Source organism: Haloferax sp. YSSS75, from assembly GCF_046764215.1.
GTDB lineage: Archaea > Halobacteriota > Halobacteria > Halobacteriales > Haloferacaceae > Haloferax.
On the sequence record NZ_CP177206.1, the window covers coordinates 2,475,822 to 2,497,483 of the forward strand.

A 21,662-nucleotide genomic window follows, 5' to 3' on the forward strand; every position below is an offset into this window, starting at 1 on the left:
CCCATAAAACGACGCGTCGGTTCGGAGAAGTGGGGACAAATCGGGACAATGGGCCCAAACGAGGAGACGCAGGTTTAGAAAATGATACTTCATAAACACGTCTCCAGAGGTGTGCACACGTGTCACGGTTCGCTCGAAGTAATCGACAGACAGTGGCGGGTTCGCGTGGTCGGAAAGGTGGGCTTGAATCGACAGTTCGGGGCGTTCCGCCCGTTCAAGCACCCGAATACAAAGTAGGGAGGGTTCGTTGGGCCGGTAACGACGCACAGCTGTGTGTCGAGGAGCTACAAAAAATGGCAATCAATCGACGTAATGTACTACTCGGGCTTGGAGCGATTGTAGGCGGCGGCGGCGCACTCGTAGGCACAGGTGCGTTCTCGTCAGTGAGCTCGGCTCGGTCGGTGAGCGTGACGACTGCCGGCGACGCAAGTGCGTATCTCACAATCGAAGGAGATGGGAGCTACGTCACGAATACGGCCGGCGAACCGCTCAACATCGCTCTCGGTGACAGCACGACCGGAATCAACGACGAGGCAATTACGACACTCACGGCGGCAGTCGATATCACGAACAATGCGGCCGATGCGTCGACGACGACGGTTGGTCTCGAAAGCGGGAACACGAACCTCAGCGATGCGACTGCGAACACCGGTGAGGTGACGTTCATCGTCACCGAGAACGGTGGCACGCTCAACACTGATGGTTCGAACGGGGCAATCGTGACGTTCACACTGACTGGCCCAAACAGTGACGGAGCACCGCAGAACCTCGACCCCAGCGCCACGAACACCGCCTCGATAGACATCACGATAAACACCGTCGACGACGACGTCGCAGGCAGCAGTGCGTCCACTGCCTCTGAACTGATTATCGTCGCAGAATAACGAGACACCCAGATATGAACCGACGGAACGTCCTCACGGCAGTCGGCACCCTCGCACTGGGGGTGGGAACAGCGCTTGGCACCGGCGCAGTCAACGTCGTCTCGAGTTCGACCGAGGGGAGTTTTCAGGTCGTCTCTCCGGGTGCGGATATCCGAATCGACCCCGCGGATACGGTGGGGTCGCTCGTCGAGAAGAACACCACCATCGACTTCGCGGCGCTCGATACGACCGACCTCCCAGTCGCGACCGTAAGTGGAAAGAACGGACAGATGGCGACGGTTCAGGTCGCTATCTCGGCCACACAGGACGTCGATTTCGGCGACATCCTGAAGATAACGAACAACAGCACCGACGGGACGGACTACGACGTCGGGTTCACGTACACTGGCTTCGGGACGGCCGTCAAAGACGGAAGCCTCTCGAAATCCGACGTCGTCGACGCGTTCGCGTTCACCCACGAGACGAACGTCGTCTCCTCGGACTCGGCCGACCCGCAGTTCGACCCGACGAACTACGTCACGGTGACGGCCGGAGCGTCCGAGACAGTCGGACTCGAAGCCTTCCAGTCGGACTCCCTTTCGAACTTCGTCAATGGGTCGTTCACGGGCGACAGCGAAAACGCGGCGCTCATCACCGAAGTGACGGCCGTAGCAGAGCAGCGCTAACCACGACAGTACCAACTCACCCAGCACACCATGCCCACACGCCGACAGATGCTCTTCGTGATGGGCAACGGGTTCGTTCTGAGCGGCCTCTCCGGTTCTAGTGCGTCGTTAGCAACCGAGTCGTCGTCGGGCGCGTCGTTTCGCGTCGTCGCCGATGCCGACGATATCGAGTTGACGCCGACGAACGACAGACCGGTCTACGTCCAGACCGACGCCGACGGATTCGTGAGTGAGTTCACACTCGGTGATGACGGCGGTGTCAACACGCGTGCAATCACTCGATTCGAGGATATCGTCCAGATTACGAACGTCAGCACAGACGCCGTCGAAGGCGTCTACTTCTCGTTCGACGCGACGAGCGACTCGCTCTCGGGAGAGACGCTCGATGCAATCGAAGCAGCGATGCAAGCGACCGCAGCAGACAGGACGCTCGAATCGACTGGCCTCTCTGGTGACGACCTCTTGGCAGTGAGTCCGAACGCAACCGTCGCCGATGGCGAACTCGAACCCGGCGAGTCGGTTCCCTTCGGTTTGCAGGTGGACCTCGCCCCGTCGTCGGAACCGGGACACCTCGAAGACCTGCCACCGAGCGACGACTACGAGCTGACACTCCGAGTTCACACGGTGTGGCCCGACGGGTGACCAGACGACAGGGGGACGACCTGTCTGCAGACAAGAATATATATACTCGCCGAGTGAACAGTCGAGTGACAGATGGGTAAGCGCGGTGCAGGGGGGTTGCTCGAGAGGGGCGCATCTACAGAGGAGGGGAGCCTTCCGAAAGACGAAGTATTCGACCTGATGAGTAACCACCGACGGCGATACGTCATCCACCACTGCAAACAGGTTCGAGAGCCGATTTCGCTCTCTGACCTCGCAGAGCAGGTCGCTGCGTGGGAGAAAGACAAAACGATAGAGGAACTCGGGTCGGCAGAGCGAAAGACGGTGTACACGTCGCTCCAGCAGACACATCTGCCCCGACTCGAACGCGCGGGAATCATCACCTACGAAGACGGCGAAGTCGAACTGACAGACCGGACCGAACGCCTCGACATCTATCTCGACATCGTCCCCGCGAACTCGATTCCGTGGGGAGTCTACTATCTCGGACTCTCGGTGCTGTCGGCTATCGTCGTCGCCGGACTCTGGGCGGGCGCCCTTCCGACCGGGACGATTCCGGCGCTCACCTATCCGACGGCCATCGTCGCCGCGTTCACCGTCTCTGCGGCGTATCACACGCTGACCAATCGGCGGTATCGGTTCGAGAACTTCGACGAACCACCGTGAGAAGTCGGTTCTCGTGAGTGCGCGCCGTCAGGAAGTCGGGGACGAAAGAGACTGCGCCGTCAGAGGTTCAACCACGCGTGAGTGTGCAAGTCGTCGGTAGAGTAGTGATATATCTCGCTCCCGTCGATGACGGCGTAGACGTCGAGGTCAGAGTCGTAGATGACGCGCCGGTTGGTGTCGATGGCGACGTCGACGAGGTCCTCTAACGTGCGAATCGAGATGTACTGTTTTTCGGCCTCGGTCGGGAACTCACCCTCGGATATCCACTCGTCGTGTCTGCTGTGAGAGATTCGCGTCCGGAGGGTTTCGGGGTCCGTGTTGTCCTCGGTCCGGATGACGAAGCCACAGAGCCCGAACAGGGCGAGGCCGAGTATCGCCAGACCACCGTATTCGACCGGGTCGGCGGGTGTTCGGACTTCTCGTTGGACCGTCGTGGAGTGCGTCGTCTCGTCTGCCACCGCGCCATCGAGATAGTACGCCTGCCCAGTGATGACGAACGGCGCACTCGTCGTAATCGTCCCCTCGTAGGAGTCGGTCTGGTACGTGACGTTCAGTTCGAGTGAGACGAGGAATCGGCCTAATCCATCCGTCTCTGCTCGCTTCGTCTGGAGTTCCTCGCGTATCGCAGAGACGTTCACCGACCGGACGGCATCCACCTCACCGTCCGAAACGCGACGCCGTTCTTCGAGGAGTGTCTCGGTCGACCGATAGAATGGTTTCCCGTCTCGAACGCCCACCGTCTCCATCGTGAGTCGGTGGGTGACCGAGACGGGGTGGTCCGACGGAACCTCGGTGTCGACGTGAAGCGAGAGAACGGGCGCAATCGACGTGAAGTACGTCGACCTGTTTTCGAGCGTCTCGCCTCGGTCGTACAGTGACGAGTTACCCGTGACGACGGCGCTCGTCTCGACAGACGACTCGATGGTCTGGACGTTGGTCTCTTCGGAGACGGTCTGTGTCGTCGGCGTGAAAAAGACGTATCCGGCGGCGACGAGACAGAGGATACCGGCGACTGCAAACAGCGCTACGAGTGGGCGCGCCTGTCGTGAGACGAACAGCTCGAGACGGTCCTCAAGCGCCATCGTCGGAGCGTGTGAGTTGTTCCAGTGTAGACAGATCCATTATCGAGGATATTGTCAACTGTCAACAAAACTTTTGTCCTAGAATCCGGAATATCAGAGGAGAGAGTGTGTCATAGGATGACGAACGAGTCGTCAGAGCGGCGTCCCCAAGAAGTAGCTACGTCGACGTTCGAAGAGTGGGTCGCACAGAAAGCGAGAGACCGAGGCAGTTCTCGGGAACGTGTTCTGAAACAACTGCTCGACTCGTTTTGGACACTCGAACAGATAGACCAGGTGTTGGGTGGACAGGGACACACAGCGCCGCAGGCCGGCGACAGGCCGGCGAACGACCACCAAATTCCTGCCGAAGGAGAGACGGAGGGAACAGTGACCGACCCCGACCCAACCGAGATACTCGACACCGTCGAGACACTCCAGACAGAACTCGAGACGGCGTCTCGCCGGCGCGCCGAACTCCTCGAAGCGGTGCAGACGCTCGCAGACAGACTCGACGACGTCGAAGCGACACAGGAGAGCGTCGACGAACTCGCCGAGACTGTCACGGGGGTGAAATCCGGACTCGAAACCGAACAACAGCGCCTCCAGAACCGGATGGACGACGAGTTCGGCAACCTGCAGACGATTCTCGAATATCTCGTCCAACGAGACGACGAACACGACACGCGAATCGACGAAACGCAGGTACAGTACAGGGCCGAGATTCGAGAACTCCGGGCCGAACGCGACCAACTCCGGCGAATCAAGGAAGACGCGCGTGAGCTTGGAACTTACGACGCCGACTGCGAACAGTGCGGAGCGTCTATCGACTTCGCGCTCCTTTCGAGTCCCACGTGCCCGAACTGCGAGCGAACACTGACCGGTGTCGAACGAGAGACGAACTGGTTCGTCCTCACGTCGTACACTGCGACGACCGAATCACGAGCGATTGCGTCACGGTCTGCGGACGACGCGTCGGAGCAACCGCACGACGAGCGAAAGACTGCACAGCACGACGACGCGAATGTGGCGACGACGACTGGACTCCCACCGACCGACGCGACGCCACCGACTGACGCGACGACGGCAGACGACGAGCAGACGGCGCAGTCAGAGACGAATCGTACCTCGCGAGCGGAAGACGAGACACAGCGTGAGGAACGTGCGACACCCGTCGAATCGTCGGAATCGGCGGACGACGCTACCGACGAGTTGGCAGGCACGTCGCCCGACGAAACCGAGTTCCAGTGGCTTTCGTAGGCGGCCGAAACGCACTTACAGGATTCTGAGTGACCCTTCGGCGTCGTATTCGACTATCGTATCGAACAGCGAGAAGAACGTCCGAATCGTCTGTTCGTCGTGACGCGTCGGGTCGAGATAGAAGTGGGCGCGGGCACCGGAGGCACGGACTCGTCCCTGGAGGATGTGGACGAACCGGAAGACTCGTTCGACGTCGTCGACGGCGTCGAGCAGGGCCGACAACGTGTAAAAACAGACGCTGCCCGCCCTCCTGACGTCGGTCCACTCGGTGAGTACTTTCGTGGTCAGAATCCCGATTCGACGGAGGTCTCGCGGCGTGGAGACGGTGCGGACCGTCACCGCGTCGTCGTAGTCGTCGACTGCGTTCCTGGGGGCGTACGACTGAGCGTCGACGAGCACCTGTGATTCGACCGATTCACGCCGAATCGCCCGGAGGATATCGCGCTGTTCCTCGGGCGGTGTATCGACAGACACCACGAGTTGACGGTGCGTCGTCGACGACGGGTCCGGTTCCATCAATCGCTCACAGAGCACGTGGGTCATCGAGCAGTCGCTCGGACCGACGAGCAAGAGATTCGTCTCGTCTTCGACGCGGTCCAACACCGCGGCGGACCCCGGGGCGAGTTCGACATCGGCGTCGAACGAGTCGGTTTCGGCACCGGTGGATTCCCACGTCGAAGGTGACTGGCCGCCTGTGGGACGCCCGTTTCTCTCGGGCCGCTTGCCGCGGACAGCGTCCGCGAGGTCCGACAGCGATGTTCGCCGAGACGATTCGCTGGACACGGAACCGTCGTCAGTGAGTGATTCCTCGTGGGACTGTTCGGTTGCAGACGTGGCGGCGGCGAGTTTCTCGGCCAACCCTGCAAGTGACGACGAGTCCCCCTCGTCGGAGTCAGACGATACGTGTGACTCCGCCTCGTCGCGTCCGTCCATACATGATAGTCAAAGAGAATGTAATTAAACCTTGGTATACGAACGTGAGAATCCGAACAAAGCCGACGTCGAGTGGGCCTCCAGTAGAACCGTTTGGAGATACTCACCGCGGAGTTGGACGTTCTTGAGAATCAGTCTGCACGCGACGACGCCAAGATAATGGAGCCGTGGAGTGCGTCTTGACCGAGATGATATTGTTATTATCAAGCAATTCTATATTTGGATCCAGATTTTGATATTTTGCATATTCAGTTGATTTGGCGATGCGAATAGCGCATTTTCAGACAGTATAGGACAAATAAACTAGTATTTTTGCCCTATTATTCTAAAATTGGAATTGATAAACTCCACCAGTAGCCACCAGTAGATTTCCCCTCTATTCTCCTAAATTCGTACAAATCACACACCCATATGCACATACTCGTTCTCTCACCTATATAGACAATAATTCAAATCTCTACAATACTGGTTGTGCAGAAGGCCGTCGGCACGGCTAGTCGTTCGATTGCAACCGACCCGCCAACGGGAGGCGTCGCCGAGTGAACCTCAGCGTTTCCCGAATCGGATTCCGTCTTCGACCATTCGGAGGTTTCGTTCGCGGTCGATGTGCGGTTTCAACCAGTCGTACTCCTCTAGTTGTAAGATGAGGTCACCCTGCAGGTTTCGCCACGCGATGGCGTAAATCGGAGATTGCCCCCACGCACGCAGTTCGGGGACGAACTCGTCGTACGTCTCGTAGTGGTCTTCGAGTCGTTCGATGGCGTCGACGACGTACTCCGCCGCGTCCGACTCCGAGTCGGCGCTCGTAATCGCCCGGTTCAGACGCGTTTCGAGGCCTTGGACGGCCTTCTGCATGTCCTGTGCGGCGGCCCCATCTGGCTCTGGGAGCGCGTCGAGAATGGGTTTCGGGACACCGAGAGAGAGTTCTTCGACGGTCATATCGTGCAGTGAGTGACCAGATAGCAAAAAGGCGGCGACGTTCGACAGTGACGGACACTCCCGTCTGCGAGATGCGGGAGCATCGATGAGACAGAAGAGACGCGCCGGGGTGCCTCCGAAGGCCGTCCCTGGCCTCCGGTACGAGCGCGTGGTCGTTCGCCTATTCCGTGTCGTCGTCGGCCGTCCGTGCCCTGAGTTCGGACGCGACGAGTTCGTCGAAGTCGACACCGTCAGAGCGGTACTTCTCGCGGTGGTCGACGACGACGTGTCCTTTGTCGGTGATTTCGTACAGTCCCGACTTGGGAGCGGGCCCGACTCGCTCCAAGAGACCGTAATCTGCCAGTATCGGCAGTCGTGTGTTGATGTACGAGCGGTTCTTGTCTAGGATATACGAGAGGTTTACTGCGGTGTTCCGCCTCCCGTCGGAGAGCGCCTCTAGTATATCGAAGTCAGTTGGGACGGCCAACTTCATACTAGGTTCTTGCAGTGATTTGTTAAATAAACACCCCACACTGATGGGAGGTATCGGAAGACAGCGTCAGGGACTGCCCGCTTCGGAACCAACGAACGGTTTCAGGTGCTCTCGTGGCCGATAGCCTCGCGAGCGAACTGCAGGTCTTCGATGATCCGTTCGTGGTGCGCTATCGCCTCGTCGATGTGTCGCCGTATCGCAGTGGCGTTGGACGCAGCACTGTCGCGGTACTGCGTCTGTACGAGGTGCATCTCGAGTGCTGCCGACGTCGCATCGTTCGCGGCCAACAGCGCCCGCGTCACCGCCCAATCAACCGCCCCGTCGTCGGGAAGTTCGTCTAACTCCCCAGAAACCCCCTCTCGTTCAATCATCGCACGAAATGTTAGTGCGGAATAGTATTTAAAATTGGAGTTCGAAGTAGAATGTTCTGGCTGTCGACACTCGTGGCGACGGATTCCCGTCGCGTCGGTAGACCCGGGCCGTTCGCCCCGTCGAGAGCCTGACAGTCGGTTACGTCTCTTCGACGTGACGAATTTCGACGGCGACGCCTCGAGTCGAACCCACCATCTCCGTGCCACTCATCTCGGCACGGCCGATTGCGAACGCGCGAGGTCCGTCCACGATAACCTCGTCACCCGGCCGAATCTCGGCGTCGGCATCGACGACGCCCGGGGCGAGAACAGACCCGTGGGGGACGAACCCGTCGATTTCGACGGTCTTCGTCGGTGCGTCGCTGTCACGCCACACCTTGGCCCCTGCGAGCGTAAAGGAGATGACGCCGTACTGCGGCACCATCGTCGCCAACTGCACGCCCTCGTCGTTCCAGACCTGCAGTTTGGGGTAGCGACTCGTCATCTCGAGGTCGACGTCCGCAAACAGCGCGTCACCTGCCGCCGGGCCGAGTTGGTAATCCGCAATTGCCTTCACGACGTTGTGCTCGCGTTCCTCCCGTGTGTACTTGGGTTCGCCGTCGAGCGTCCGCATCAGGTTGCCGATAGATTCGGTCGTCGTCGGGTGTTCGGAGACGGTGTACTCGACGTCCAGACCGAGGTCGGATTCGACTCGCTCGACGATTTCGGTGTACGCCCCCGGTGGGACGTGTGCGATGATACGCGAGTACTCGTTCCGGGAGAGATACCGGCGGAGCACTTCGGCGACGAACGACTTCTCGTCTTCGGACCAGTCACCGGTGACCACCGAGTCGTAGTGTTGGGCCGGATAGGTCAGTTCCAGTTCCTGTGGGACGACGCCAATCGGCGACGTCATAGAGACCATATGTGCGCGGTACTGGACCGCGTCCTGGTACTGACGGTGACTCTGTGACTCGCTGTAGGGTTTCTTGGCCGAACACGGGAGCAAGACCAGCGGGTTGTCGAAGCGGTTGGTGTAGCGCGCCGTCACGCGGTCCGCGAATCGCTGAATCTCCACGCGGTCGATGGACTCCTCGGATGCCGCCGTGAGTTCGGTGTCGCGGATGACGGGAATCCGTTCTTCCATGTAGGAGTACTGCTGGTCGAACCGGCGGAAGGCGGCGGTCAACCACTGGTCGTGTCGGGCCTGCCCTTCGATGTAGTCGCGGAGGCGTCCGTCACGGATTCGACGCCGGACGCGAGCGAGTTCCGCGCGAAGTGCGTTCGCGTTGTGGTCGGCGGCGTCGGCGCGGGTGAACTCCGAGGCGGGTTTCTGACAGGCCGCACACGCACACGGCAGTTCGTCCAAGTCTTCGAGGAAGTACTCGTCGTCGTTCGTGAGGTAGAAGCCTTCCAGCCCGCGTGCTCGGGCACGTTTCTCGTCGAATAGGTCGACCCCCGCATAGACGAGAAGCGAGACGTTTCGCGGCGTCGCGACGCCCGAGAGCATGAGTGCGGCGTCCGCCGGCAGGTTCTCTTTCGCCTCGATAATCTCGTCACGGAAGGCGCGTGCGTGGCCGACGAATCCCTGTGCGTCCGAGAGGATGTAGGCGTCGGACCCGTAGTCTGCAGCGGTGTCGGCCGTGACAGTGGCCACTGAGGGGAAGTCGACGGCGGGATAGTCGACGGCGAACGACTCGCGCACCTCGTCGGCACTCCCCGCAGGAAGCGAGCGGTGCGGGAGGACGGTCAGCACGTCGTCGGACCCCTCGGGCATCTCGCGCTCCGCCGCCCAGAGGCTTCCGGCGTCCTCGAGTACGTCGTCCACGAGCGCCGGCGTGGTCACCGAATCCGAGAGGCGTAGCTCCCCGATTCGGGCCGCGCCGTCGCGCGCGTGAACCTCGAAGTAATCGGTCATACCCGCTTTCGGCCCCCGACGGGCAATTAACTTGCCTTCTGCGGGCGCGAGTGCGTCCCGTCCGAGACTCCGTAAACGGGACGGCGCGAGAGTGGCTGACTCTCCTACCTGTCGTGTCCGCTCTCGACTTCGATTCGCGTCGGTTCGCCGCTATCAGTGTCGTCATCTCTACCGAGCAGCGTCGACTGGAGGTTCTTCGCGAACGACTCGACCTGATTGCGGAGCGTCTGTACCTCCGCCTCGAACTGCTCGACGGACCGCTCGACGTAGTGGACTCGTTGGACCGGGATGCGACGGACGATGTCGTTGCCGTCAGCATCTTCGTCGAATTTGACTATCCAGTGGTCCTGGAAGTACGCGATACGCTCGTTTTCGACCGTCTTCTCGACCGTTCCCTCGTTCGGGTCGTCGTACACGATGACTGCCTTACCGAGGTCTGGTTCCGCCATGCCCGGGGATAGTCTCTGAACACGGGTAGGACTGTTGGCGGCGTTCGACACAAGAGCCGAGTCGCACTGACCGGCCACCGAGCGTCACTAATCGACCTACACGACTTAGCCACTCTGTCACGAAGACTGACTATGGACGCCCCTACGCCATCCGGCCCGTGGTCACGCGCCCGCGCCGACGAGTTCCTCACGACGACGACGATACCGCTCCGACTCTCCTGTCGAACGCCGGGCGGCGACCTCTGGATGCTCTCTCTGTGGTACGAGTGGGACCCAGAGACTCCCGAACTTCGGTGTGCGACGTCCGCCGACGCAGACGTCGTCAGATTCCTCCGCGCACACGACGACGTCGCCTTCGAGATATCGACCAACGACCCACCGTATCGAGGGGTCCGTGGTCGAGGAACCGCGACGGTCGAACCCGACGACGAGAAGCGAGTGCTCACGCGTCTCGTGCATCGGTACCTCGGAGACGACGACAGCGCACTCGCACAACGACTCCTCTCGCCCGAACGCGACGAGGTGACGATTCGGATTCACCCCACGAAACTGCACACGTGGGACTATTCGAGTCGGATGGAGACGACGCGCTAAGCGAACTCACCACAGGCGGCGGGCGAGATACCGAACCACCCACATCGGGACGAACACACTGACGAGGACGATAGTCACGTCACCTGTCGTCAGCCCACTCTCGGCCGACGCGCTGTATCCGTAGAGAATTCCAACTGCGAGGACGCCGACTGCGGTGGCGAGACGGTCGGGGTCGAACCAGGAGCGAGGAATCACGACGCCAGACATGCGTGCACCTCGCTATCCGAGAGGGTAGGCTTTGCGACCCGCTGGTCGGCGTCGGTTCGATAAAAGATGCCCAAACGGGCGGGTGCCGTGCGGGGGTGGCTTTTGACCCACACGGCGTACGAAACGTGGCGTGCTTGGAGAACGGTGCGGTCAGCGGTTCAGCGACGGCGACGAGAGAGCAGCACGTAGCGTGTGCGTCGCACAGCGTAGAGGAGGTCGAGTATTTAAAAGAAGATTTTCCGAACTCTCACCCAAATCTCGCCCCGATATCCCCCCAGTCGGTGGATTTAGTGCTCCGAGACGACCACCGACGGCGTCTGCGACGACGTGAGCGTGTGCATCGACCCGGCGTCTCTAAGAGAACGAGAATAAATACTCTCTCGCCCCCAGTATTGTACAACGCATGTCCTACACCTACGCCGGCGACGCCCACCTCGCGCTCTTCGCGTCGTATCGCGAAGACGACGAGCCGTTTCCGACGGACGCGTCGCTGAACTTCCCGCGACGAGACCACCTCCGCGACGACGTGCACATGTTCATCCGCCTCGTCTTCCCGCGGTGCTGGAACGCCGGGTCGCTCACAGAGGTGAAATCGGAGCTTCGAGAGGAGATTGTCGACCTTGCGGGACTCTGTTATGCGGGCATCTACCCGTACGCCGACGAAGACCCAGCGAGCATCGTCGAAGCCGTCTTCGACCGTCTCCCGGAGATTCGGCGGACGCTGAAGAAAGACGTCGAAGCGGCCTACAAGGGGGACCCTGCCGCGCGAAGTTACATCGAGATTATCCGGTCGTATCCGGGCCTACAGGCCATCGTCGTCCAGCGCATCGCCCACGCGTTCTACGAGGAGGGTGCGCCGGAATACGCCCGTGAGTTGACCGAATACGCGAAGATGGAGACCGGAATCGACATCCATCCCGGTGCCGAAATCGGCGAGTACTTCTTCATCGACCACGGCACGGGCGTCGTCATCGGCGAGACGACACGAATCGGAGACTGGGCGCGAATCTATCAGGACGTCACCCTCGGCGCACTCCACTTCGAAGAGGAAGAAGACGACGAACACACGCTGAAGAAAGGGTACAAACGCCACCCCGACATCGGTGACAGCGTCGTCATCGGTGCCGGGAGCAAGGTGCTCGGTGCGGTCACCGTCGGTGACCACGTGAGCATCGGTGCGAACTCGTGGGTCGCAGAGGACGTCCCGGACAACACCAGCGTCTACATCTCCGACCACCCGACGCACGAGCGAAAGCCGAAACGATAGCGCGTCTGCAGGCGTCGTTCTCGGGGCTCAATCGAGCGTAATCCACGCGAGGAAGACGAGGCCAACCGTCTCGAAGACGTGCAATAACATCATGAGTCGCCAGGCGATGACGGGGACGTCGGTGGCGAACCACCCCGACAGTTGCGGGTCGATGATGTACATGTAGAGCGCCAGCGCGTTCTCTGCGAGGAGAAACACGCCGAAGACGAGGAGGCCGATGGCATGTTTCGACCGGAAGGTCAGATAGTTGCGTGCCCAGATAGCCGACAGGCCCACCAACACGACTACGTTGATGGCGGCGGCGACCCGTGCGACGTCGACCCAGATGCTCATTCGTCCCCCCGTTTCCGCGGATGTGTGATATACACTTTCCCAAATTCCTCCATAGTTAGTCGATTCGCTCGATAATGGTCTCGACAGTCTCCCAGTTGGCCCGACAGCGTGCCGACGGGAGGTAGACTGCCCCGTAGTCGTCGCCGCTTCGCTGAACGACGTCGTTGTCCAGCAGGACGTCGAGGTGGTGTCTCACCGTCTTGTAGTCGAGGTCCAGTGACTCGGCGAGTTGATTGGCGTTTCGTGGCTGTTCCTCGATGGTCCGGAGAATTCGCACGCGGTTTTCACCGCCGCGAGTTCCCGTAAGCACGTACCAGAGGACAGCCTCCATCGTTTTCGTTGATACGTTGAAAGGCCTTAAAGAATCACGAGACAGCGACAGAGCATCGGCCGAAACGACCCAAAGTCACCGTCTAGAGCAGTCCGTGTCGTGTCTCCCGACTTAGCCGAGCGAGATGTCGAGGTAGAGCATCACGATAGCACCGAAGATGGTGCCCAGCGTCGCGGTGCGTTCGAGGCCTTTCGTATGCGTCTCGGGAATGATTTCGTCGCTGATGACGAACAGCATCGCACCCGCAGCGAACCCCATCGCGTAGGGCAACAACGCCGAGACAGTCTGGACGGCGTACGCACCGAGCAGTGCGAGCGGAATCTCGACGACACCGGACCGAATCCCCGCGAAGGCGGCGTAGAATCGCCTGTCCAGTCCCGCGTTTATCGCGGCAACCGAGACGGCGAGTCCTTCGGGGATGTTCTGAATGCCGATTGCGAGCATCAGCGGAATGGCCGTCGAGAGGTCACCACTCCCGAACCCGACGCCGACAGCGAGTCCTTCGGGCATGTTGTGGAGCGTAATCGCGAGAATGAACAACACGACGCCAGCGAGTCGTTCGTCGTCGACAGGACTCTTGTCGCTCGGATTCGCCGCGTCCGGTCTGCGTCGCCCCGAGAGGAGATAGTGCGCGTGGGGAACCAGCATGTCCGAGCGGTCTAAAAAGAGTGCCCCGAGAGCAACCCCAACCAACACTGGAATCGGATTGCCGTTCGAATACGTCTCGATGCCGGGGATGATGAGACTCGTGAAACTCGCCGCCAGCATCACACCCGCCGCGAAGCCAAGTGCGGTGTTGAGCGCTCGCTCGGACGGATTTCGCCAGACGAACACGAGCGAGGCACCCAGCAGATTGAACCCGGCGATGACGAATCCGCCGACGAGTCCCTGAACGACGGGGTTGTCACCGAACAGTTGGATGAACTGTTCGACTACCACACCGCTCGCCTCCCACTGTGGGTGGACATGATTGTGTAAAGTATGTGAAACTGGTGGGTGTATTTAGTTTTGCATGCGGGGCCGGAAACCGACTCGGCGCATAGCACGACGAGTCGACTCTGTCGTGCCTATTCGTCTTCCGCCCCGGTGCTCGCGTCCGACTTCGCCGTTTCTGCTAACTTCTCTGTGACCTCTTCGAGTGATTCCACCGCAACGGTGTCGGGGACGGCCGAGAGTGCGGACTCGGGCCAATCGCCGTGAGCGAGCGTGAACGTCGCGTCTGGGTTCTCTTCGACCAGTCGAGCGACACCGCGTGCGGCCTGTTCGTAGGCGTCGCGGTCGAGTCGCTCCGGTACCTCGGCAGTCAGCGGATACGTCTCCGAGAGCGCCCGCGGGAACGGACCGAACGGTGGCACGACGCGCCACGCGTCGTCGAACTCGTCACCGGAGGGGATGCCGCCTTCCGTGAGGAGGACGTTCCCCTCGGCAGTCAGGCGGTCCATCCGGGCGTGATGGCGGGCGACTTCGGGCCGGTGGGCACTCTCGTTCGAGACGTAGAAGAACGCACCTTTCGACGCCGGGTCTTCGCGTTCGAGTTGGTCGACGTGGTCCAAGAGGGCGCGATAGCCGTCGAGCATCGCCGGGTGCGAACGAGCGCGTTCCTCGACGAGTTCCATCAGGTCGCCGTCGCGGATGGCCTGCTTGATACGTCGGAGTTCCGCGAACGTCACGTGGAGGTTGTGCTCGGCGAGCAGTTTCTCCTGTGTCTTCTCGCCCTTCGCCCGGAGTTCGTCCGGCGAGTACTCGGTACAGATGGGACAGGTACACGGCAGATACTCCAGGTCCTCGAGATGTTCGGTCCCGCGGACCGTCAGATAACGGCCGTCGCGGGCGTACAGCGCGTAGGCCGCCGAGTCGAAGAGGTCACACCCGAGTGCGACGGCGAGTGCGAGCATCATCGGGTGGCCCGCACCGAACAGGTGGACCGGTGCATCGACGCCGAGGCCACGTTTCGCGGCGGCGACGGCATCGACCATGTCGCCGTAGCGGTAGGCGTTCATCATCGGGACGACGGCACCGACGGGGAACACGTCGAGGGCAGATTCGTAGGCGTGGCGGCCCGCCTCCTCGCGGAGGTCCGGGTACGTCGACCCCTGTACGGGCGCGTTGACGAGCATCTCGCCCGTGTCGACTGCTTCGGCGTCGGCAATCGCCTGCTTCGTGATTTTCAGGTCCTCCTCGGCCTGTTCTCGGTCGACGTCCGGCGGCGTCGGGATGTCCACAGGCGTCGCGATGTCCGTTCCGATGTCGTGTTGGAACTGAAGAATCTCCGCTGTCGTCGTGTCGATCTCGCCGTATTCGGCGAGTTGGAACGACCCCGAGTCGGTCATGATAGCGCCGTCGAAGTCGAGCATCTCGTGGAGGCCGACGTCGAGTGCTTCCTCGCGGAGGTGGTCGTTCTTCTTGATGATGTAGGAGTTAGTGATGAGAATCTCCGCGCCGAACTCGGATTCGAGTTTCGCGGGGGAGATGGTGTCGATGTTCGGGTTGACGACTGGCAGGAGGGCCGGCGTCTCGACGGTGACCCCCGCGCGAGGGACGGTCAAGCGGCCGATACGGCCGGCAAGGTCCCCGTCGCGGATTTCGAAGTGGTCGCGCATAGAGTGGCGTTCCGTGAGCGCGGCGGTAAGGGTTGCGTTCGCGCGCGATGGCCGGCAGACCCCGGGTGATATGTCGCTTCGGCATCACACCGACCACATGCGACCCGTCAACGAATCCGACCTCGACTGGGAAGAACACGGTGGCGTCGAAGGGACGTTCAAGCAGAAGCGGTTGGGCACTGCGGCAGGGAGCGACCATCTCGGGTGTAGCCTCTACGAACTTCCGCCGGGTGCGCAACCGTGGTCGTACCACTACCACGCAGCGAACGAGGAAGCGCTGTACGTGCTCTCGGGGACGGGGACGCTTCGACTCGGGGGCGAGACGTACACACTGCAAGCGGGCGACTACGTTCCGTGTCCCACGGACGAATCCGGCGCCCACTGCGTCGTCAACGACTCGGACTCGACGCTCCGCTATCTCGCCGTCTCGACGATGCGCGACCCGGACGTGACGGTCCACCCCGGCATCGAGAAAGTCGGCGTGTTCGTCGGCGCGCCGCCGGGGAGCGACGACGAACGAACCGTCTCAGAGTTCTTCGACGCCGACGTGACTGAGTAAACCGCCGAAAGACCGTCGGTCAGAAGAACAGACCCGTCGGCACGCCACCGGGCATCTCGGCGAACTTGAACGCGATGTAGGCGATAGTAAAGAGCGTCGCGTTGTACGCACCGTGGATGAGCGCCGGGACGACGAGGTTGTCCGTGAGTTCGTACGCCGTCCCGAAGACGAGACTCGGGAAGAACAGGATGCCGATGGTGACGAGACGCGCACCTGCGCCGCCGGTGAGCGCGACGAAGTGAATCGCCGCGAAGATGGCGCTCGCGAGTGCGATACCGGGGACTGGCCCGAACGCCTCGCGGATTCTGTTCTGGACGACGCCCCGGAACAACAGTTCCTCGCCGGGACCGATGAGGAGGAACGACGCCGGGACGAGAAGCAAGAGGACTTCGGGGTCCTGTGCGGCGATTTCGGTCACCTGATTCGACCCCGCCTCGACACCCGTCGTCGAGACGAGGAGCGCACCCGCGAACGCCGCACCGAGGGCCAACACGTAGCCGAGGACGACGGCAGCACCGTCACGGAGCGAGGGGATGGAGATGCCGAAGTAGTCGCGGTCGAGACCCCGAAATCGCACGTATCCGAGAGCGACGCCACCGAAGGCGATGCCCTGCAGGAGGATGAGCGACGTGACGATGAGTGACAGCGGTGTGAGTTCGATGCCGACGCTCACCGCCGCCAACTGCGTGAGGAGGACGAGAATCGTCCCGACGACGAGGCCGCCACCACCGAGGACGAGCGCTGCGACGAGGGACCGAATCGAGCCATAGAGTCGCGTCGTAGTAGCCACACCCGAGGGGTACGGGCGCGAGCGTCAAAACCCTTCTCGCCTCGGACGAGGGTGCCGACAACCGACAGAGGAGGCCTACTCGCCGGCGAGTTGGTAGTAGAGGACGCCGAGTACCGTCCGCGCATCCCGAACCTCGCCCGCGAGCACCGCCCGTCGCAACTCGTCGTACTCGACTGTCGTCGGTCGAATACTCTCGTTGAAGTCGAGCGTCTGGTCGGCGGTCGGTTCGCACCCGCGGGCGACGAAGTAGTGGTGGACGGAGTTGGCGATGCCGTTCGCGGGTTCGACCGTGACGAGTGGGTCCATCGTCTCGGCTTCGTATCCCGTCTCCTCGGCGAGTTCGCGGTGGGCGGCGGTTTCGTAGTCGTCGTCACCGTCTTCGGTTCCCCCGGCAGGCAGTCCACGGTTCGTCCGACCGACTGCCTGTCGCCACTCGTCGATGACGACCACGTCGCCGTCGGGTGTGAACGGAAGCACGACGACGGCCGGCGGTTCGTCCACGTAGTGGAAGTCCGTCTCCGTCCCGTCGGGGAGTCGCACGTCGTCCATCCGAATATCGAATCCGGGACAGGAGTAGTCGATTCGCGAGTCGGTCGTCTCCCACGAGAGGTCGTCGTCGCTCATGGACGGACGTGACGGCGGTGACTGCAAAAACGTCGCGGTCGGACCCGTACGCACTCAGCGACGGGCCGACCAACTGACTATGTCGCGGGCGACCAGTCCGACACCGGTAACCATCGCGCCGAGTCCGAAGAAGACGCTCACGAGGTAGCTCTCGGTGAACCAATACGGCAGCGGATAACTCGCTCGGAGGGCCGTGAGAACCGGTGAGACGACGGGAACGTCGGGTGTTCCGGTGACGACGACTTCCGACCCATTAGACCGAGGCGCGCCCACCAGTTCTCCAACGGGGAGGCGGTCTGCTTCGTAGGGGAGGTAGTCGGTCTTCGTACTCCAGACGACGCTGCCGGTTCTGTTCACTTCGAGGATGCGCTGATTCGCCGAATCGGTGATGAGTGTGTTTCCGTTCGGCAACCGGTCGGCGTCTCGGGGCCAGAGGAGGTCCACTCCTTCGGCGCGCTCGACTGTCCACACGACTGTCCACACGCCAGACTCGTTCTCGTGGAGTTCGACGATACGGTGGTTCCCGCTGTCGGCGACGAGAACCGCGCCCTCACCCAACCACTGCGGGTTGTGTTGATGTCGGAGCACCGCCGGGTCGCCTATGCCGTCGCCGTCGGTGTCTTCGTTTATCACGTCGACGACGCCGGACCCGCGTTCGACGACGAGTAACTGGTTCGCGTTGCGAACCGAGACGAGATACCGGTCCCCACCGATGGCGTCCACGTCGTTGATGTGAAGCCAGTCGACCCTCGTCGGGTCCGCCGGGGCCGCGTAGTACGACGAGGCGTTCCACTGCCACGTCACCTCGCCAGCGCGAACCGTGAATATCCGCTCGTGTTCCATGTCGGCGACCAGCACTTCGCCCGAACCGAGCGATTCCACGTCGTGAACCTCGCTATTCCGCACTGTCCGCACGGGGAAACTCCACTCCTCGACAGTCGCTGGGCCACCCTCGTGTTCGGGGTCGATGATGCGATAGCCCGTACGCGAACACGGTGAGGCGTAAGGGCCGCAGTCGTCGTACCCGCCATCGGCGAACGCCGCGAGGATGCGACCATCCCGCAGTCTCGTCACGTCGAAGTAACTATCAGAATCAGAGAGTCGCCACGAGACAGTGTCGTTCGAGACGAGGTAGACGTTCCCGTATTTGTGCAGTCCAGTTCCGCCACCCTGTGAACCGACGAGCGTCTGGTTTTCCGGCGCGTCCTCGCCAAAACTGGCGGCCGAAACGCCGATGTCTGGGGCAAGCGCCACGCCGACGACGAGCGTCGCGACGACGATGCCAGCACCGAGGAGAACGACGAGAATACCGGTTCGTCCTCTCCACTCGTTGTTCATCAGCAAACGTTGGCAATGCCCCGAGGAAAACGTTCGGGAATTCGATTCAGTCTCCGACGTTCATCGAAATCGGCGTCCAGTGACACGTGACGGACTGGCCCTTACCTCGCGTCGTCGAACGAAACCTGTTCGAGTTCCGCCTCTAACTCCTCGACGTAGTCGTTGTACGCCTCGACGAACCCGACGAACCCCTCGGCGAGTTCGCGGACGTCGGGTGCCGACGGCGGTTGGTACTGCGAGAGCAGGTAGACACCGCCTTCACCACCGACGCGGAGGTACGACACCTGCGGGCCGTCCCACTTGAGTTCCCACCGCGTGCCGTCGACTCGCTGGGTGAACGTGCCGTACTCGCCGTCGAAGCGGTTGAGTTCGCCCGCAATCGTGTTCGCGACGTCGCGAATCGTCTCGACGAGTCCGTCTCGCTGTGCGACGATATCCTCTGTCGTCGTGACGTCCGGGAACTCCGTGGGCACGTCGTCGAGGATGCCGTCGAGGCCCTCGACGAACTCGTTGTACGCCTCGACGAACGCGGGATAATCTTGCATCGCCGTCGCCAGCGGTTTCGGTTCGGGAGGTTGCTTAGTCGAGACGACGTACGTCTCACCGCCCGACTTGCCTTTGAACCGGAGATACTGCAACGCGCCTGCTTCGTACTTCAGTGTCCACTTCCCGCGTCGGGTCTTGAACGTCTCCTGTCCGTAGTCGCCGCCCTGTAAGATGGCGAGTTCGCGCGCAATCGTCCCCGCGTGAGATTGAACCGCCGACACGACTTCGTCGCGGTTGGCAGCAACGTCGTCGACGCTCGTCACGTCGAACGGGAGGGCCTCGGTCATTATCGACCCGTCTCCTCGTGGGGTGATAAGCACGTCCGTCGATTTTTTGACATTGTGGAGACACGAACGAGACGAATGAGCACGCAGACGTCCACAGTTCGAGGGACAATCGGGGGAATGGCAGAACGAGCGAACCCGGCGTTTGCCGGCGGTATCGTCGGTGTCTCCGTCGTCGCACTCGCGTACGCAGTGACCGTCGGAACGGTCCAGACACACACGTTCGTCCACGTCATGGCTGGCCTCCTCTGGACCGGAACCGACCTGTTTCTCGGAGCGATTCTCGGACCGGTCATCGGTGGCCTCTCGGAGGAACAGAGCGCGGCGGTGTTCGAGCGACTCACACCGAAGACGGCCTTCTTCTTGCCATGGATGGCACTGGTGACGATTGCGGGCGGAATTACCCTCGCCCAGCGACTCGGCATGTTTCCGAACGCCGAACCGTGGCTTGCACTGTTCACCGCGGTGAATCTGATTCCAGTGCTCTTGCTTCTCGGGTGGCGGTTGAACGCGTGGTCCGACCGCCGATGGCAGGTCACTTTCGCCGTCGCAACTGCCGGGTCGCTCGCGTGGGTTGCGACGACCATCGGCCAGTTCCAGATGACGACGCCCGCCATCGTCGTCGCACTCGTGTTAGTCACCATCCTCTCGGTGCAGGGATTCGGCTTCCTGATGCCGGGTGAGGTGCGGATGTACTTCGAGATGATTTCCGAGGACCCGGACCCGGGCATCATCTCCGCAATCGGTCAACAGAACGCCAAACTCGGCGGGGTGCAAGGCCTGTTCCAACTCGCCCTCATCCTCGATATGGTGTATCTCCGGTACGGTGGGTTCTGAGGCAGGTTCTCGCCCGTCGTATACAGACGCGCCTCCTTACGCCGTCCGTCGCTCGAAGACGCGAAGCGTATCTCGTTCTCCTCGTTCGACGTCGACCTGAACGAACCCGAACTCCGTGAAGACGCGTTCCCAGTCGCGGTAGTACAGCGGGAAGTCGTACTCGTGTTCGTTCACGCCACGTTCCGAGGGGGGCAAACGCTCGTCGCCTTCGTTCTCGACGGTGACCAACAGGTCGCCCGTGACCCGTGCGACGTCTTCGAAGACCCACTCGTCGTCGGGGTGGATGTGCTGGAGCGTCTCGATAGAGTAGGTTGCGTCGAACTGCCCGTCGTCGAATTCGGTGACGACGTCCTCGATGGCGTCTGCGTAGAACCTCCCCTCGGCCGCGAGTTCGGGATACGCATCCGCCATCACGTCGAACGAGTCGTCGTTGATGTCGATGCCGTGGAGGTTCTCGAATCCGTGGGTCAGAAGGTGGGCGAGATGCCGGCCCGGTCCACAACCGAGTTCGAGAACTGCCGCGTCTTTCGCGACTCGTCGTTCGAGGTGACGGCGAATCGAGGTGCTCGTCTCGTTCGGACCGTAGTACGCGTAGTATTCTGGCGAAAATTCTCCCGACCGGTCTCTCCACGTCCGACGAACGTCGTTTGCATCCACAGACTTTCGACGCCCCGGACACGGGTAAAGACTCGTCATTACGGGTGACACATTTCGGGAGCGAGAAGTTCTGATTCCCAAGAACCCACACGAATCCCTGACGAACTACTAGGTGAACCCCGTGGAGAACCGACGGATTGATTTCATCTGTCTATTATACCGCCCGATTTTAAACAATATGTCAAGTAAAATCCGACCATGACATAACAACCCTCACAAGTCTTATCTGCAAAGGGGCTGTTTGTCCAAAAGCAATGGCGAAAGGAAACGTTGATTTCTTCAACGACACAGGCGGCTACGGTTTCATTTCGACGGACGATGCTGACGACGACGTGTTCTTCCACATGGAAGACATCGGCGGCCCGGACCTCGAAGAAGGCACGGATGTGGAGTTCGACATCGAGCAGGCCCCCAAGGGCCCCCGCGCGACGAACCTCACCCGACTTTAAATTAATTTAGTACGCCGCGTTTCGCGGCAGA

Annotated in this window: 27 protein-coding genes; 10 read left to right on the forward strand and 17 right to left on the reverse strand. The window is 61.3% G+C overall.

The window, feature by feature from the left end:
* Positions 1–401: 401 nt before the first annotated feature.
* From ACK3R5_RS13040 to ACK3R5_RS13055, 4 genes are all read left to right on the forward strand, one after another.
* On the forward strand, positions 402–884 hold the full coding sequence (locus tag ACK3R5_RS13040) for a hypothetical protein (protein ID WP_411967262.1): 483 nt from the start codon (positions 402–404) through the stop codon (positions 882–884).
* Between the two features lie 14 nt (positions 885–898).
* The gene (locus tag ACK3R5_RS13045; RefSeq protein ID WP_411967263.1) at positions 899–1,549 is read left to right on the forward strand and encodes a hypothetical protein; all 651 of its coding nucleotides are present in this window, start codon (positions 899–901) and stop codon (positions 1,547–1,549) included.
* 30 nt (positions 1,550–1,579) lie between these two features.
* Positions 1,580–2,191: a hypothetical protein gene (locus ACK3R5_RS13050; protein ID WP_411967264.1), complete on the forward strand. Its 612-nt coding sequence runs from the start codon at positions 1,580–1,582 to the stop codon at positions 2,189–2,191.
* 72 nt (positions 2,192–2,263) lie between these two features.
* Positions 2,264–2,836 carry a hypothetical protein gene (locus tag ACK3R5_RS13055; protein ID WP_411964500.1) on the forward strand — a complete coding sequence of 191 codons (573 nt, stop codon included), beginning with the start codon at positions 2,264–2,266 and terminating at the stop codon, positions 2,834–2,836.
* Between the two features lie 59 nt (positions 2,837–2,895).
* On the opposite strand, the gene ACK3R5_RS13060 is transcribed toward ACK3R5_RS13055, so the two are convergent.
* Positions 2,896–3,918, reverse strand: a complete 1,023-nt coding sequence (locus tag ACK3R5_RS13060; RefSeq protein ID WP_411967265.1) for a DUF5305 domain-containing protein — start codon at positions 3,916–3,918, stop codon at positions 2,896–2,898.
* A gap of 117 nt (positions 3,919–4,035) precedes the next feature.
* Between ACK3R5_RS13060 and ACK3R5_RS13065 the strand changes: the two genes are divergently transcribed.
* On the forward strand, positions 4,036–5,154 hold the full coding sequence (locus ACK3R5_RS13065; RefSeq protein ID WP_411967266.1) for a hypothetical protein: 1,119 nt from the start codon (positions 4,036–4,038) through the stop codon (positions 5,152–5,154).
* Between the two features lie 15 nt (positions 5,155–5,169).
* Here ACK3R5_RS13065 and ACK3R5_RS13070 read toward each other — a convergent pair whose 3' ends face one another.
* The 6 genes from ACK3R5_RS13070 to ACK3R5_RS13095 all read right to left on the reverse strand — a co-directional run bounded on the left by ACK3R5_RS13070 (position 5,170) and on the right by ACK3R5_RS13095 (position 10,215).
* Positions 5,170–6,087: a hypothetical protein gene (locus tag ACK3R5_RS13070; protein WP_411967267.1), complete on the reverse strand. Its 918-nt coding sequence runs from the start codon at positions 6,085–6,087 to the stop codon at positions 5,170–5,172.
* Positions 6,088–6,633: 546 nt separating this feature from the next.
* Positions 6,634–7,026 (reverse strand): hypothetical protein, encoded by a 393-nt coding sequence (locus ACK3R5_RS13075; protein WP_411967268.1) that lies wholly within the window; start codon positions 7,024–7,026, stop codon positions 6,634–6,636.
* Positions 7,027–7,186: 160 nt separating this feature from the next.
* The gene (locus ACK3R5_RS13080; protein ID WP_411964505.1) at positions 7,187–7,498 is read right to left on the reverse strand and encodes an ArsR family transcriptional regulator; all 312 of its coding nucleotides are present in this window, start codon (positions 7,496–7,498) and stop codon (positions 7,187–7,189) included.
* Between the two features lie 101 nt (positions 7,499–7,599).
* Complete coding sequence (locus tag ACK3R5_RS13085) at positions 7,600–7,869, reverse strand: hypothetical protein (protein WP_411964506.1); 270 nt, start codon at positions 7,867–7,869, stop codon at positions 7,600–7,602.
* Positions 7,870–8,008: 139 nt separating this feature from the next.
* A complete protein-coding gene (gene arcS / locus ACK3R5_RS13090; RefSeq protein ID WP_411967270.1) occupies positions 8,009–9,766 on the reverse strand; it encodes an archaeosine synthase subunit alpha in 1,758 nt (585 codons plus the stop codon).
* Between the two features lie 104 nt (positions 9,767–9,870).
* Complete coding sequence (locus tag ACK3R5_RS13095; RefSeq protein WP_411964508.1) at positions 9,871–10,215, reverse strand: hypothetical protein; 345 nt, start codon at positions 10,213–10,215, stop codon at positions 9,871–9,873.
* Positions 10,216–10,347: 132 nt separating this feature from the next.
* On the opposite strand from ACK3R5_RS13095, the gene ACK3R5_RS13100 reads away from it, so the two are divergent.
* The gene (locus tag ACK3R5_RS13100) at positions 10,348–10,809 is read left to right on the forward strand and encodes a pyridoxamine 5'-phosphate oxidase family protein (RefSeq protein ID WP_411967271.1); all 462 of its coding nucleotides are present in this window, start codon (positions 10,348–10,350) and stop codon (positions 10,807–10,809) included.
* A gap of 6 nt (positions 10,810–10,815) precedes the next feature.
* Here ACK3R5_RS13100 and ACK3R5_RS13105 read toward each other — a convergent pair whose 3' ends face one another.
* On the reverse strand, positions 10,816–11,016 hold the full coding sequence (locus tag ACK3R5_RS13105; RefSeq protein ID WP_411964510.1) for a hypothetical protein: 201 nt from the start codon (positions 11,014–11,016) through the stop codon (positions 10,816–10,818).
* Positions 11,017–11,419: 403 nt separating this feature from the next.
* On the opposite strand from ACK3R5_RS13105, the gene epsC reads away from it, so the two are divergent.
* A complete protein-coding gene (gene epsC, locus ACK3R5_RS13110; protein WP_411967272.1) occupies positions 11,420–12,283 on the forward strand; it encodes a serine O-acetyltransferase EpsC in 864 nt (287 codons plus the stop codon).
* A 27-nt stretch (positions 12,284–12,310) separates the two neighbouring features.
* Here epsC and ACK3R5_RS13115 read toward each other — a convergent pair whose 3' ends face one another.
* From ACK3R5_RS13115 to tgtA, 4 genes are all read right to left on the reverse strand, one after another.
* Positions 12,311–12,616, reverse strand: coding sequence for a hypothetical protein (locus ACK3R5_RS13115; protein ID WP_411964512.1), 306 nt, complete (start codon positions 12,614–12,616; stop codon positions 12,311–12,313).
* 55 nt (positions 12,617–12,671) lie between these two features.
* The gene (locus ACK3R5_RS13120; RefSeq protein ID WP_411964513.1) at positions 12,672–12,947 is read right to left on the reverse strand and encodes an ArsR/SmtB family transcription factor; all 276 of its coding nucleotides are present in this window, start codon (positions 12,945–12,947) and stop codon (positions 12,672–12,674) included.
* Between the two features lie 111 nt (positions 12,948–13,058).
* Positions 13,059–13,886, reverse strand: a complete 828-nt coding sequence (locus tag ACK3R5_RS13125) for a ZIP family metal transporter (RefSeq protein ID WP_411967273.1) — start codon at positions 13,884–13,886, stop codon at positions 13,059–13,061.
* Positions 13,887–14,014: 128 nt separating this feature from the next.
* Positions 14,015–15,547 (reverse strand): tRNA guanosine(15) transglycosylase TgtA, encoded by a 1,533-nt coding sequence (gene tgtA / locus ACK3R5_RS13130; protein ID WP_411967274.1) that lies wholly within the window; start codon positions 15,545–15,547, stop codon positions 14,015–14,017.
* A 97-nt stretch (positions 15,548–15,644) separates the two neighbouring features.
* On the opposite strand from tgtA, the gene ACK3R5_RS13135 reads away from it, so the two are divergent.
* Complete coding sequence (locus ACK3R5_RS13135) at positions 15,645–16,106, forward strand: cupin domain-containing protein (RefSeq protein WP_411967275.1); 462 nt, start codon at positions 15,645–15,647, stop codon at positions 16,104–16,106.
* 19 nt (positions 16,107–16,125) lie between these two features.
* Here ACK3R5_RS13135 and ACK3R5_RS13140 read toward each other — a convergent pair whose 3' ends face one another.
* The 4 genes from ACK3R5_RS13140 to ACK3R5_RS13155 all read right to left on the reverse strand — a co-directional run bounded on the left by ACK3R5_RS13140 (position 16,126) and on the right by ACK3R5_RS13155 (position 19,691).
* The gene (locus tag ACK3R5_RS13140) at positions 16,126–16,896 is read right to left on the reverse strand and encodes a lysostaphin resistance A-like protein (RefSeq protein ID WP_411964517.1); all 771 of its coding nucleotides are present in this window, start codon (positions 16,894–16,896) and stop codon (positions 16,126–16,128) included.
* A 75-nt stretch (positions 16,897–16,971) separates the two neighbouring features.
* A complete protein-coding gene (locus ACK3R5_RS13145) occupies positions 16,972–17,520 on the reverse strand; it encodes an NUDIX hydrolase (RefSeq protein ID WP_411964518.1) in 549 nt (182 codons plus the stop codon).
* A gap of 54 nt (positions 17,521–17,574) precedes the next feature.
* Positions 17,575–18,858, reverse strand: coding sequence for a hypothetical protein (locus ACK3R5_RS13150; protein ID WP_411967276.1), 1,284 nt, complete (start codon positions 18,856–18,858; stop codon positions 17,575–17,577).
* A gap of 101 nt (positions 18,859–18,959) precedes the next feature.
* Positions 18,960–19,691: a hypothetical protein gene (locus ACK3R5_RS13155; protein ID WP_411967277.1), complete on the reverse strand. Its 732-nt coding sequence runs from the start codon at positions 19,689–19,691 to the stop codon at positions 18,960–18,962.
* Between the two features lie 117 nt (positions 19,692–19,808).
* Here ACK3R5_RS13155 and ACK3R5_RS13160 point away from each other — a divergent pair, with 117 nt between their 5' ends.
* Positions 19,809–20,525 (forward strand): hypothetical protein, encoded by a 717-nt coding sequence (locus tag ACK3R5_RS13160; RefSeq protein ID WP_411968661.1) that lies wholly within the window; start codon positions 19,809–19,811, stop codon positions 20,523–20,525.
* Positions 20,526–20,561: 36 nt separating this feature from the next.
* Here the strand turns inward: ACK3R5_RS13160 and ACK3R5_RS13165 are convergent, their stop codons facing one another.
* Positions 20,562–21,182: a class I SAM-dependent methyltransferase gene (locus ACK3R5_RS13165; RefSeq protein WP_411967278.1), complete on the reverse strand. Its 621-nt coding sequence runs from the start codon at positions 21,180–21,182 to the stop codon at positions 20,562–20,564.
* 254 nt (positions 21,183–21,436) lie between these two features.
* Here ACK3R5_RS13165 and ACK3R5_RS13170 point away from each other — a divergent pair, with 254 nt between their 5' ends.
* Entirely contained in the window at positions 21,437–21,631 is a 195-nt protein-coding gene (locus ACK3R5_RS13170) for a cold-shock protein (protein ID WP_004041873.1), read from the forward strand.
* The last annotated feature ends 31 nt before the right edge of the window (positions 21,632–21,662 follow it).